The organism is Maribacter taeanensis (assembly GCF_047345145.1).
Classification (GTDB): domain Bacteria; phylum Bacteroidota; class Bacteroidia; order Flavobacteriales; family Flavobacteriaceae; genus Maribacter_C.
In genome coordinates this window covers 180,428-194,517 of the sequence record NZ_JBLFER010000004.1, presented here as the reverse complement: position 1 = coordinate 194,517, position 14,090 = coordinate 180,428, and the positions used below count along the sequence as shown (strand labels likewise).

Genomic DNA, 14,090 nt, shown 5'->3' with positions numbered 1-14,090 from the left:
TTTAAAAATCAAAAATAGAGCTAATCAAAGTCCCAAGTGCTCTAAATGTTAGTTCTAAAAAAACGTCAGCCAAAAAGCTAGATTCCCACCAGCTAGTTCTTTGCTTAAATCTTTTGCCAGACTCCGAGGCATATTTTTCACCTTTTCTTTTTCCCTTTCTAGCAGATGTGTTTATGCTTGATTCTCTTGATTTTTGTTTTCGAGTGTTTCTTTTGGTGGCCTCTTTTTTGATTTTTTCGGCATCGAGAAGTCTGTTGTATTGTTTTCTCCTTACGGGGTTTCGTAAAACCTGATAGGCTTCATTTAGGTCAACGAATTGTTGTTGCGCATCAGGTGCGTCATTAATATCTGGATGGAGCTTAAGTGCTAATTTTCGAAAAACTCTTTTAATGGTTGCAGAGCTGTCTGTCCTTTCAACAGTAAGTATTCTGTAATAGTCTTTCAATACCCTACAATTTTTCGGCTATTTTTCCACCTATCCATGCCATGGGAAGATAAGCCGAAGCTATGTCCGCGACTGCAAACCAAGTTGGTCCCGGCAGCATATAATTGACTGCTATTCCACCGATAAGGAATAATACTCCAATGGCCCAAGCAAATTTCATTTTGTGCGAAACTGCTATTCTATAGGCAATAGCTGCTCCCATAAGGGTGCCAAGCGCATGTGCTAAAAAAGGAAAAATAAAGTACTTGAAGTCTAAAGTGGGCATAGCTTCAGCCAGTGCAGTTAAATCATTAGTGTCAACACCCGGAATGGGCATTATACTGCTTCCGATATTGACAAGACCTATATTAATAATACTGCCGCCTACCCATCCTAAAACAACGGCTAGAATATTTCTTAGGGTTGGATTCATATTAGTTGGTTTTTAGTTAGTCTATAGCCTTGTTCAATGCTTCAGTACCACCTACAATAGGTAAGTTAAGCATTGTTTTATCTAAATCAATGGTGAGTTCAGTTCCAGGAGCGGGCCATAGCGTGAATTCTTTATCACTTGAAAATATCATAAGACCAATTTGTTGACCTTTAGCAATAATCTGATCATCAGGCATTAGATCAAATGATACTTCATAGAATTTCCCTGGAGTCAAAGCTTCACTTTCAGTAATCGATTTATGATTCTGAGGATCTGCCCATCCGCGTGTGATGATGTTATCCGTGATTTTTGTTTTTCTTCCTTCATTCCAGGGTAAGGAAACTAGCCACACCGAAAGATTTGCCGCAGGTTTGCTACTTGATAAGGTAATCGTAACCTTTGCTGTTCCTGATATATGAACATCTTCTGATAATGTTGGTGTTACATATAGCAAGCGATGATTTGTAATTTCGGCTTGTGCCAATGAAGCTCCGGTAAAGGAATAATTGTCCACTAATTTTTCGATGCCTTGATTTTTGGACTTTACAATACTCAAGCCTCCTTTTTCAGGAGCGCCTGAGTTTAGATAAAGCGTTACATCTGATGCTTTAGGATTGGGGTAGTCTGCGTAGGCAGTTGGATTTTTTCTCTCATCATTTTCACGTACAATCCATGCTTTGGAATCATTTTCTACTCCGTTTTCTACACCATGCAAATACCGGGTAAACCATCGATTCATTATTTTCATGGGTGGTGGACCTCCATGTCCGTTTTGGTGATAGTAAATTTGGCTGGGCAAACCTTTGGCTTTTGCTGCCTCGTAAATTCTATAGCTGTGTTCAGGCATCACATTCCAGTCATTAAACCCGTGAGACATTAACAAAGCGGCCTTCATGGGTTCCATTTCGTTTAGATAATCACGTCCAGCCCAGAAATCATTATAATCACCCGTAATCCGGTCCATGCCATTCTTCATTTCTTGATCTCTAACAGTCGCATTATTATAAGCACGTTTTGATTCATCACCACTATGAATAAAATCATAGAGTACAGTAATATCCTCACCTAAATATCCGCCAGGAGAACGCACTAAACCATTCGATCGATAATAGTGGTAATATGATGTGTTCGGTGCAATGGGTATAATTGCTTCTAGCCCTGCTACTCCTGTTGTGGCAGCAGCTAGGGGAATAGTCCCATTATAAGAGGTTCCTGTCATACCTACCTTACCAGTTGACCAAAATGCTTCTACTTTTTCATCACCATCTATGGAAGTGTAACCAGGTTTGCGACCGCACAACCAATCAATTACTGCTTTGGGAGCTAAGGATTCATTGTTTCCACCAACAGTAGGCGCTCCTTGTGAAAGCCCGGTTCCGGGGGATGAAGAGTGCACCACAATATACCCCCTGGGCACCCATGTTTTAATATGAGAATTTGAAATGATAGGTCTTTGACCAACACGAACAACTTCTGGATGTACATGTTCTTCGGGGAGGGTGCCTAGCTCATGCTTGACATCCCAAAAAGCTCCCTCAACATTAGGTGCAACACCTGCAAAGTAAGGACTAGAAACATACACAACTGGCAATTTAAGTCCCTCTGTATCCGTTTGCTGCGGTCTAGTAACAGAAACATGCATACGGTCTAGTTTACCATCACCGTCAGTATCAAACTCAGCTTCAACCCAGAGGTCATGTCTCACCCAATTTTCAGGATCTTCAAACCCGGCAATAATTTGAGCCTCTCCATTCTCGAAGAAAGGAACGGACTTCTCTGCGGTTTGGGAGTTTGCTAAGAATATGGTTCCAATAAATATAGAAAAGAAGAAGCTTAGTTTTTTTCGTGTTTTCATAATGAATTTTCAATTAGGTTACTATAGGTTCATCTATTCTATTTCAAAAAACCTTTACTTGCCTGTACATCCTGGTTTGGCATCAATATCTGATTCTAAGCGAATATGGCTGAGTCCGATATCGACACCTCCATCAGCGGTAATCATTAAAGCCGTACTGATTTTAGTCATGTCAATACCTAGCTTGTCAAAACAACTTAGGCTAATACGATATTCTTGCCAATCACTACCGGAAATTGTAATATCTAGTGTTTCATTACATGGTGCGTCTTGATCGCACCCCATACTAATTTTAACTAATGCGTCATTCCCTTTAAATGATTTTGCGGAAAATGTGAGTTCCATCGCACCATTGCTTTGACGCGACATATCAGTCGGCGAAGCTGTGCTAACTCTTACTTGATCTCCGTCTGATTGGGTCCATTTTATACGTAAAGCATCTTCTTGCGCTTCATGGTCTGTTTTACTAATAATTAAACCACCCACAGATGTCGGAAAACTACCTATTTGTTTGCTCAAGTCGCCAGATTTTAGCCATAGCGACCATGGGGCGATAGGCGCACCTTTTCCATAAAAATTCCCAGTAGAAGCAACTACAATGTCTTCCAATCCTGATTCTTCTGAAAGTTTCTCAACGTCAGATGTGCTTTTATAATTTAGACCATAACCTAGATCAAATAAATTTAGGTCACCTTCGGAGAATACGGCACTATTTGGCCAAGAGAAAGACAATCTACCAGTGAAATCATATGATGGATCTCTTTGGAATAACAAGTCTGAGATACCGCCACCTTCACTTCCTGGTAACCAGGCGGCAACAAATGCATCTGACATGTTGATTTCAGGGTTAGTCCATAAAGGCCGTCCCGATAGGAAAACAGATACGACTGGAATTCCTTTGTCACGGAATTTGGTCAGTTTGCCCACATCAAATCCGTTAGGTACAAAATCTAAATTTTCAAGATCTCCTTGAAACTCTGCATATGGATCTTCACCGTAGACCGCAACTACGACATCTGCCGATTCATTTGAGTCTCCGTTGGCTGAAAAAATTACTTTTCCACCAGCTTCCTTAGCAGCTTCTCTAATACCTGCGAGTATTGATTCTCCATTCGGAAACTCTTCATTTGTATGGCCAGTTCCTTGCCATGAAAGGGTCCAGCCTCCGCAAGCTTTTGAAATACTATTAGCACCATCACCAACAACAAGTATCGTTTTCATGGCATCCAATGGAAGTAAACCATCATTGTTCTTTAGTAGTACCATTGACTCCCGAACTGCTTGTCTTCCGATTGCTTTGTTTTTCGGAAGCCCTAAAAGGTTTTTATCTCCAGCATTTTTGCGAGTGCTTGGTGCACCTTTTGTGAATATACCCGAAGCAATTTTTACACGTAGAATACGTCTAACGGCATCATTCAATCTAGTCATTGGAATTGCTCCACTCTTTACATGAGCGAGTGTACTTTCCCATAAACCTTTCCAGCTGTCTGGAGCCATATACATATCTAAACCTGAGTTTAAAGATTGTGCACAATCAATATTTGTGCAACCAGGAACTTGACCGTGACCATTCCAGTCACCTACGACGAAACCGTTAAAACCGAGTTGCCCTTTTAAAACATCAGTCAATAATTCTTTGTCACCATGGAGTTTTCTGCCTTGCCAGCTTGAAAAGGAGGCCATAACAGTTTGCACACCAGCGGGAATGGCGCTATAGTAACCAGCAGCATGCACGTCTCTTAATTCTGCTTCGCTAATTTTCGCATCACCTTGATCAACCCCTTTTTCCGTTGCACCATCAGCAAGAAAATGTTTTGCGCTAGAGATAACACGCCCTTCTCCCATAAAACTTTCTTCACCAAAACGACCTTGTAGACCATACACAATACGTTCTCCATATGATTTCACTATATCAGGGTTCTCTGAAAACCCTTCATAACTTCGGCCCCAGCGTATATCTTGAGGTACTGCTAGAGTTGGCGCAAAAGTCCAATCATGCCCAGAAACAGTTAATTCATGCGCCGTCACTGTCATAATTTTCTCAATTAAATCTGGGTTGTTGGCAGCACCAAGTCCTACGTTATGCGGAAAGATAATGGCGCCACTCAAGTTAGCGTGACCGTGCACTGCATCAATGCCCCAAATAGTGGGTATTGCAATTTCAACACCCTCAGTATCAATAGATGCATTATAATATTGATCGGCCATTTCTAACCAGGTTTTGGTATCCGCGTAGGGTAGTGGTCCAGGTGCTGAATTACCACCACTTAGAATTGACCCTAAACGATATTTTTTAACCTCTTCAGGAGTAATTGAACCGTTATCAGCTTGAATAACTTGACCAACTTTTTGTTCTAAGGTTAGTTTAGGTAAAATATCATCTATTTGCGCCTCAATAGCAGGATCTAATGGAAGTGCTTTTATGCTTGCCCAATCTTCGGGATTTACTAGGTCAGTAGATTTTTCTTCATTTGTAGATTTCTGTTGTTCTTCACAGCTGACCAATAGAATGGAAAGCGCGCATAAAATTGAGACCGATAGTGATAAGGACTTGATAACTTGCATATTGAAAAAAATGATTTTATTTGAAATTTTGTTAACTGCAATGTAACATATTTCTTCAATTAAATCTGAATGACGGTGCTAGAAACATGGCATTTATTGACTAGCGGATATCACAAGAAAATTTTAATTAGCTAGCATATTTTGCTAGTCTTTAAGGGTTCGTTTTTCTATATGCTTTGTCCGAATGTCAATAGATTACTATCTGGATCAAGGACGGAAAACTCCCTTTGACCCCAGGGTTTGGTCTCTAGTTTTCCATTCGGGTGGATGCTTGTTTTATGGTCCAATAAGAATTTGTAATAGTTGTCAATATTATCTGTTCTGATATACACTTGACCATAATTCTCTTTGGGGTCAAGTTCTTTAAATGAAAAGAAGTGAATTTGAATTTGGTCTTTTTCGAGCATTAAATAATCGTCATACTCAGTGCTTCCGAAAGTTTTGAACCCCAACTTGTTGAGATAAAAGTCTTTGGTAACATTTTTGTCTCGCATGGGTAATTTCGGATTGATAGCTGTCAGCATAAATTCACCAGTATTTTTGAACTTCAAATCGAACGCAGTGTATCAATAAATTTAAATAAAAATAAGAACCTGAGCTATTCTTACAAAAACTTAATGGCATTCGTAAACATACCTATATTTAAGTGCACTATTCCAATTCATTTAAATTTAGTGCACCATAAAGAGCGCATTGGCAAAGAAGAGTTTACCATTTTCCCAAAAACCACGAAATAAAGGGTTGTCTACCATGTAGACGACACTTCCGCGCCCGTGACTTTCAACACCGTAAATCAAGGTTTTGGCTATCTTTTCTTGGGCCTTGCTACCGGCAAAACCGGAGACAGGTTTGTTTTGATTTTCTTCTAGATATACCACATTGCCATTGGTCAAGTACTCGTAGGAATCGTCACCTAGTTTTAGTGTGAAGTAACTGTTGTCGTAGCCATATGCCAGAGGGTGGGTGGGGTCTACTTTGGTTTTGAAAATAGCTCCAGTAATTGCACTTTTGATACGTTCGCGTTCTGAACCGTCAAATGGTTGAACTGATTTGGTGCTGTCTTTTTCAGTTTTTTTGACTTTGATTCCGAATCCATCCTCCCCAGTTAGTGACTTGATTGATCCGTTCATGGCGATTAATTTCCCCCCATTACTTACCCATTCTTTGAGCTCTTTTAGTTTATCCTTAGACATAAAACTTTTATAACCCCATCCGCCAGGTAAAATCAAAACATCGTATTCTGAAAAGTCTACACGATTCATATATTCCGAATCAATTACCGCTAAAGGATATTCTAATTGTTGTTCAAAAAAGTGCCAAACTTCCCCAAAACGAAGGGTAGATGCAGGTTCACCGGATAATAGTGCCACTTTTACATCGTCAATCATCTGTACGTAACCCGAGCCGAAATCTTTTCCGCTATCTACAAAACCTGTTTGTACTGCAGTCAAAGGTTTAGAATGTTTTGCAGCAATTGAACTCAAGGTTTTTACAAAGCTCGCATTGTTTTTGTTATCCGATTTGGTAATAATAAGACTGCCACGCTTATGCGTTTTCCCATCTAAAGAAAAGGGTTTGTGCGTAACACGCACCCTTATCTTTTCTTTGAGTAGATCTGCTAAAAAGCGCGCATCTTTCAAACTGTTCCAATCACCTACATAGGCGTAGGTGTCGTCATTAATATTTGCTCCTTCAGATGGGCTGCTAGACGAACCTGCTACCGCTGAATTCACTTTAGATTCAGATGCTACGGAATTCAATCCGTAGGCATAAGGTAAGGACCAAGCCGTAATATCATAAGTCACTGAATCGCTAAGTTTTGCTCTTGGTTCAAAAAGTACTTTTACCAATGTCCCCTTAGGCTGATCTGTATGTATTACAAGACTCTTATCGGTTGTTTTTAGACTTTGTGTTCTTCCAGTATCATATGAAAAACCTTTGGCGCTGCCTTGTTTTCCCCAGCCATATTCAATATTGTGTTTGCTGAGTAATGAGGTCAGTGCATCTATTTTATCGCGATCTCCATTGAGCACATAACTCTTGTACTTGAAATTCTTGTTTTTATAGAATTTCTTAAACTCCTCATTTAATTTCTTCGCGCTTTTTGAAGCTACTTCAACGGTTGAAAGTCCTGTGGTGTGGTGATGCGCAATACGATCTTTTAAAGTAAGCGTGTCTCCAATTCTAGTTTTGATCGCCAAGCCGGCACGTCCGCTTCCCCCTTGTTCGTAGGTCATTCCAATACCACCATTCATAGTAGGGTAGGTATCTCCGTAACTAGGATACAACAAATCAAAAACTTCCTTGGTAAAATAAAACCATCCGTTGGCATCAAAATATTTGGCGTGATTCTTTCCGATCTTAACTTGAAAATCCCTTTGAAAATTTGTGATTACCTCGTGATACGGTTCCGCCGCAGGCGCAAAATAATACGGATTATCAACTCCCTGCTCATGAAAATCGACATGTACATGAGGCAGCCATTTGTTGAAATATTGCAAACGCTGTTGACTTTCCACCTGCGTCAGCCAAGCCCAATCTCTGTTCAAATCAAACATATAATGATTCGCACGACCACTTAACCAACCCTCATGATGCTCCTTACTATTGGGATCAACACTATAGGGTGAATTTTTAAACTGGTTGTACCAATTCACATAACGATCACGACCATCAGGATTGATACAGGGGTCCATCAATACGACGGTATTTTCTAAATAGCTCGATTTGCTGGTCAATAAATCATAAATGGTTTGCATCGAAGCTTCTGTGCTGACACTTTCATTACCATGCACATTGTAACTTAACCATACAATGGCTTTTGAGGGTTCGCCTTCGCCTTTGGTATTTTTCATATGCTCCTCACGAATGCGCTCTATATTCTGAATGTTCTCAGCCGAGCTAACATAAGCTAGTAAAAGTGGTCTGCGTTCATTGGTTTTGCCATACTCTTGTAATTGTACGCGATCACTAGCGACTGATGCCAAGTATTGGTAGTAATCGACTACTTCGTGATGACGGGTAAATTGGCTGCCGAGTTCGTATCCTAAAAACTCAGAAGGAGATTTTAGTTCTTGGGCAAAGCTTAAAAAAGCGCATAGAAAGGCATTAAGGAGTAGTAATTTTTTCATGAACTATAGTTTGATTATGAGAAGAAAGAAAGGTAAGGAATATAGATCGTATTTCAACCCTAAAATCTTTGATCGGTGTTATTTTTTGGATGACTAACCCACCTAATTAACGTATTTTTAGGAACTCTAAAATCAAGGAATTTTATATTTACACGGAATTTTTAGTTTTTATATGGATATTGACTGTTTACCCTTTAAGAATACTGGTTATTTTTCAGCATTGATTTGTGATTATTTAGATCAAAAAAATGACCTAAAACCATTCTACAATCGTTTTACCACACTGGAAAATTTTAAGGGTCAAATCGAGGAGAAAGCCAAGAATTTTCCGGATGCTAATCGAGAAGTCTTATACGAGGCTTTACAAAAGCAATATTCCAGCACAAAAATTTCTAAGAAGACGGCAGCAAATTTAAAGCAGCTTAAAGAACCTATCACTTTTACAGTGGTTACAGGACATCAATTGAATCTTTTTACCGGTCCGCTGTACTTTTTGTATAAGATTATTTCTACGATAAACTTGACAACCGAGCTCAAGAAAAAATACCCGAAATATAATTTTGTACCCATCTACTGGATGGCAACCGAAGATCATGATTTTGAAGAGATCAATTATTTTAATTTTAAAGGAAAGAAATTACAATGGAATCGCGAGGCATCGGGAGCGGTCGGACATTTAAAAACGGATGGACTTGATGATGTTTTAAAAGCTTTTTCGAATGGATTGGGAAGTTCCAAAAACGCAGAAACGCTAAAAGAACTTTTCAAGAAAGCATATTTGGAACATGAAACCTTGACAGAAGCCACTCGGTTTTTAGCGAATGAACTTTTTGGAGAGCAAGGGCTTGTTATCGTTGATGGCGATGATCGCGATTTGAAAGGTTTGTTGATTCCGTATGCGAAGCAAGATATTTTTGAGCAGAAATCTTTCGAGAAAGTTTCAGTTTCTATTGAAAAACTAACCGCAGTTTCAGATTCTTACGGAATTCAAGTGAATCCGCGTGAGATCAACTACTTTTATTTGATTGATGGTGTTCGTGAACGTATTGTTGCAGACGGAGATAATTTTGGAGTGGTAGATTCTGAAATAACTTGGACTAAAAATGAGTTAACCAAAGAGATTGACAATTTCCCAGAACGATTTTCTCCGAATGTCATCACAAGACCTTTATATCAAGAAGTAATCTTACCAAATCTTTGTTATATCGGAGGCGGAGGAGAGTTAGCATATTGGTTAGAGCTCAAAGCGAATTTTGAAGCGATGAGTATTCCTTTTCCTATGTTGTTGCTGCGTAACTCCGTTTTAGCGATGACCCAAAAACAAGGCGCTAAGTTAGATAAGATGAATGTTGCTATTGAAGATCTTTTTCTAAAGCAACACAGTTTTATCAATAAAAAGATACGTAGTATTTCAAATATTGATATTGACTTTTCTCCTCAAAAGCAATTGCTAGAAGAACATTTTAAGTCCCTTTACGAAGTTGCAGAGCAAACCGATCCTTCTTTTTTAGGAGCTGTAAAGGCACAAGAACTCAAACAGAAAAAAGGACTCGACAATTTAGAGAAACGGCTGCTAAGGGCTCAAAAAAGAAAGCTGAAAGATCATGTCGTACGCATGACGGAAATTCAAAATGAACTTTTTCCAGGGCAATCATTACAAGAACGGAATCTCAATTTTTCAGAGCTATTTTTGGAATTTGGTGAAGATTTGATTCCAACTTTGTTAAAAGCTCTGAAACCTCTTGACCTTCAATTTGCTATTTTAAAATTTTAGATTAAAACTTCAGAATGCCATAGCGCTTCGACAAGCCTGCCTGCCGGTAGGCAGGCTCAGCATGACAGTGTTGTTTGCGATTGTCTTTTTGTCATAACACTGCTATACGGTCCATCCGAGCCTTTTGAGGGTAATTTTTCAAGGATTTTAAAAAAAAATAAATTTTAGGTAGGGTTTTTTGGAACATAGCTGTTATATATAAAAATTGCTATGATTATTTAATTGAGTTAGTTAGCTAAATAATCAATCAGTTTAATGTGTTTAGGTTGGTTTTTGATTTTGATGAAAAGCTCGGGGTGGTTCCCGAGCTTTTACTTTGAATGAAGTCCCGATTTGATTTTTTATCAAATTGGCGGACTGAATTCATCCCGCGGCAGGGCGAGATCCTCCTGTTGATTTTCTCTATATTTCATTTCAAAAAACACTCGAACTGACATTCGAAAAATCTGTATAAATTAGATTTCAATACCATTTACAACTCCAACTCAACCACTTTCTCAGTAAGCTGATACCCGGCAAAAACGCCAACTGCACCTTCTTCTTGGATATTATTTGGAGCAATAGCATATTCCACAAAGGGATTACCATCAGCATCGGCATTGGTAGAGGCCGTTTTTAGATTTTGAAACAAGGCTTCTTCAACATGGGCAACCTGAAGTGTGACTGTATTTTCCATAACATCTACGTCACTACCTACATTAAAAAATGCACTTCCGCTCAAAGTACCTCCATCTTCTAGATTATCTGAAAGAAACTCATCAGATTCGAAGAATAGACCAAAATCAAAGGTTTGAGGTTCTTCGCCTTCAATCTGGAAGGTTGTGGCAACAAATCCACCTAGAATGTAAAAACTTCTTCCTTCTTCGGCGTCTTGAAAGGCAAGATTGATGTCGACCTCTCGTCCCCCAAAATTACTTTCTCTAAAATTTATCCGTTCATTTATTTCAGCCACCTTTTCGGGAATCCTGCAAGAAGCATTATACTCACTTCCATCAACGATGACTTTTAAAAAATAGCTTTGATTTGATCTAATGGCCAAAGTACTGGCATCTGCCAAATAGGTTCTGTCTTCTTCGGAATATGATAAATTCGAATTATTACCAGCTTCATCTGAAATAGTAACCTGGGCATCTTTGATTAAGAATTTCTCTTGGTTTGCTTCTTGGTCTCGAACGCTCAACGGCGTACCAAAAACGGGAAGGGCTCTTGATACATTTACCCGAAGAACGGTATCTTGGGGAGATATATAACTCGTAATAAATACTTTCGCCTCTATATCAAGCAAGCCATCCGCATCAACAACTTTTTGGCAGGAGATGAATAAAACTAGTGTTGCAATAAAAAATGGGATATACTTTTTCATAGCTTAAAATTTAAAGGTGTAGTTAAAGGAAGGAATCAATATCAACACAGATGTTCGTGTGAGTTCATTTTCAACCGTGGCATTAGGGTCGTCAAAATTATAAAAAGACTCTCCCGTAGTATAGATAAACGGATTCTGTCTAGCATAGCTATTATACAAGGAAAACCCCCAAGTACGTTCACGGCCTTTTTTTAGTTTTTTATGTAGCTGTACCCCAAGATCAAGACGGTGGCTAGATTCACCTCTAAAATTATTTCGTTGTGTAGAAAATTCTTGAGTTTCACCACCGAAGAAGTTACTCGAATTTTGAATTGGAAATCCATCTTGAGTATTCAAACGCTGTAAATTCGGAAGGGTATAATTATTACCCGTAGCAAACACCCAAGTAGCCGAAAGTGTAATTCGGTCATGTGGTTTATAAATTCCTACTAGCGAAATATCATGTCTACGGTCATAGCGGTCAAAGAATTTCTTACCCAAATTCAATTCATCAAATTGTCTTTCAGACCAAGCAAGAGTATAACCCAACCATCCAGTGAGTTTGCCAGTTTGTTTTCTTAGCAGGATTTCTCCTCCGTAGGCCCAACCTTGGCCTGATGTAATATTATCTTCCCAATTGGTTGTTTTTCCACTTTCCAAATCCTCAATAGCTAAAAAAGAAGCCCCTTCTTTATAGGCAATGACATCATCCATAGTTTTGTAATATCCTTCTACAGTAATCGAATAGTCCTTATCAAAAAAATCCTTTGCAATTCCAATGGCAAACTGCTGAGAAGTTTGTGGTTTTACTCTATCCGTAGAAGAAACCCAAAGGTCCGTGGGAAGTCCGATACCTGAACTGGATAGTAAATGAATGTATTGATTCATTCGCGTATATGAGGCTTTGAAGGCTAAATCGGGTTTGTAGTTATAGGCAAGTGCCAGACGCGGTTCAGGATTCACATACTGTTTATCTCCTTGTTTGAAATAACTTAATCTAAAACCAGGGGAGATTCTTAATTTATCGGTAAGTTTCCAATCATCTTCTGCATACACTGCCCCTTCAAAAGAATTTAGTTCTTGGGTGGCATCAACATTTCCGGCGAAATCATCTTTGATTAAAATTCGTTGTGGCTTAAATTGATGATTGGTGGCCAATGCTCCAAACTTAATGCTGTGTTTGCTATTTGGGAAATAATCAAAATCGGTTTTTAGCGTGAAATCATTTATACCTGAACTGGTTCTAAAGAAGGATTCTTCGATTTCGCCATCTTGAAAGGTTTCTTTAAAATCACCAGTAACCTTAAATTCGTAGTTGCTAAAAATCAATGAGGTGTTCGAGAAAAGTTTATTGTTGTATTGATGATTCCAACGCAGTGTAGAGGTGATATTTCCCCAACCTAGACGAACTTTGTCTTCATAATTTTGCTCATTCGTCTCTCCATAGAATTTATCCCTTCCATAGTAATTGCTCCAATAAATTTTGTCTTTAGGACTGAATATGTGATGGATTTTAAAGTTGAGATCTGCAAAGTAATATCCTCCCTCGCCTTCACCATCAGTTTCTGCTTTGATAAAAGGACGTGCCAATACATCTGCATAGGTGCGGCGCCCACTTACAATAAAAGAAGTTTTTCCTTTGTTGATAGGACCCTCCAATAATATCGAAGATGAAATTAGACCGATATTGAACTTTCCGGAAAGCTTTTCTTTGTTACCATCTTTCATGTCTATTTTGATGACTGATGATAGCCGTCCCCCAAAACGAGCGGGGAAACCTCCTTTGAAAGCTTCTACGGATTTTATGGCATCTCCATTGAAAACAGAAAAGAATCCGAAGAGGTGATTGGAATTATAAACTACGGCATCATCGAGAACAATGAGGTTTTGATCGGGAGTTCCCCCACGTACAAAGAATCCTGAACTACCTTCAGACCCTGCTTGAATACCAGGAAGCAGTTGCAAAGTCTTTAAGACATCTTTCTCTCCTAAGAGCGCAGGGACATCTTGAATTACGGATGGATTAATTTTTACCGTACTCATTTGCGTGACCTTACTCTCCTTGACTTTTTCGTCTGCTGTGACTACAACTTCTTCTAAAAACTCTGCGGAAGTGGATAGCTCAACGGCCCAAACAGCATCTTTGTTAAGTTCGATTGTTTTGATCTCCGTTCCATAACCGATGTACGAAATGTAAACTTCATGACTGCCTTCAGGGAGGGTTAACGAAAAGAATCCGTAGTCGTTTGAGGTTGTTCCTAGTTTCAGTTCGGGTACATAAATGGAAACACCCAAGAGGTTTTCACCACTACCAGTTTCGGTAATATATCCACTAATGGTATACTCGGATGATTGATAAAAGAGTTTTGAATTGTCGGGGGAGTCGGAGTGGTCTTTTGCATATCCCTGAAAAAACAGAAAAAGCAAAATTGCTGCGCAATAGATTTTGTTTGTCAAACTGGTTAGGTTTTTTGATTTGTAAAATTTGCTAAAACTATCAACTAAAATTTTCAAATACGAGGTTGAAGTAGTTGCAAATGGTTTGGTCTTTTACGTGCAGTTTTCC

At 39.0% G+C, this 14,090-nt stretch carries 9 protein-coding genes; 1 reads left to right on the top strand and 8 read right to left on the bottom strand.

Going from position 1 to position 14,090, the window contains the following annotated elements; all coding sequences use genetic code 11:
• Position 1: 1 nt before the first annotated feature.
• The 6 genes from ACKWCD_RS14190 to ACKWCD_RS14165 form a co-directional block, all read right to left on the bottom strand.
• A complete protein-coding gene (locus ACKWCD_RS14190; RefSeq protein WP_413984620.1) occupies positions 2–445 on the bottom strand; it encodes a DnaJ domain-containing protein in 444 nt (147 codons plus the stop codon).
• Positions 446–449: 4 nt separating this feature from the next.
• Positions 450–857 (bottom strand): hypothetical protein, encoded by a 408-nt coding sequence (locus ACKWCD_RS14185; RefSeq protein ID WP_413984619.1) that lies wholly within the window; start codon positions 855–857, stop codon positions 450–452.
• A gap of 16 nt (positions 858–873) precedes the next feature.
• Positions 874–2,712 carry a Xaa-Pro dipeptidyl-peptidase gene (locus ACKWCD_RS14180; RefSeq protein WP_413984618.1) on the bottom strand — a complete coding sequence of 613 codons (1,839 nt, stop codon included), beginning with the start codon at positions 2,710–2,712 and terminating at the stop codon, positions 874–876.
• Between the two features lie 54 nt (positions 2,713–2,766).
• Positions 2,767–5,277: a glycoside hydrolase family 3 protein gene (locus tag ACKWCD_RS14175; protein WP_413984617.1), complete on the bottom strand. Its 2,511-nt coding sequence runs from the start codon at positions 5,275–5,277 to the stop codon at positions 2,767–2,769.
• Between the two features lie 167 nt (positions 5,278–5,444).
• Positions 5,445–5,801, bottom strand: coding sequence for a bleomycin resistance protein (locus ACKWCD_RS14170; protein ID WP_413984616.1), 357 nt, complete (start codon positions 5,799–5,801; stop codon positions 5,445–5,447).
• A 147-nt stretch (positions 5,802–5,948) separates the two neighbouring features.
• Positions 5,949–8,408, bottom strand: a complete 2,460-nt coding sequence (locus tag ACKWCD_RS14165) for a M14 family zinc carboxypeptidase (protein ID WP_413984615.1) — start codon at positions 8,406–8,408, stop codon at positions 5,949–5,951.
• A gap of 172 nt (positions 8,409–8,580) precedes the next feature.
• On the opposite strand from ACKWCD_RS14165, the gene bshC reads away from it, so the two are divergent.
• Positions 8,581–10,182, top strand: a complete 1,602-nt coding sequence (gene bshC / locus ACKWCD_RS14160) for a bacillithiol biosynthesis cysteine-adding enzyme BshC (protein WP_413984614.1) — start codon at positions 8,581–8,583, stop codon at positions 10,180–10,182.
• A gap of 472 nt (positions 10,183–10,654) precedes the next feature.
• On the opposite strand, the gene ACKWCD_RS14155 is transcribed toward bshC, so the two are convergent.
• The gene (locus ACKWCD_RS14155; RefSeq protein WP_413984613.1) at positions 10,655–11,545 is read right to left on the bottom strand and encodes a DUF4249 family protein; all 891 of its coding nucleotides are present in this window, start codon (positions 11,543–11,545) and stop codon (positions 10,655–10,657) included.
• Positions 11,546–11,548: 3 nt separating this feature from the next.
• Positions 11,549–13,981 carry a TonB-dependent receptor gene (locus tag ACKWCD_RS14150; protein ID WP_413984612.1) on the bottom strand — a complete coding sequence of 811 codons (2,433 nt, stop codon included), beginning with the start codon at positions 13,979–13,981 and terminating at the stop codon, positions 11,549–11,551.
• Positions 13,982–14,090: the final 109 nt, after the last annotated feature.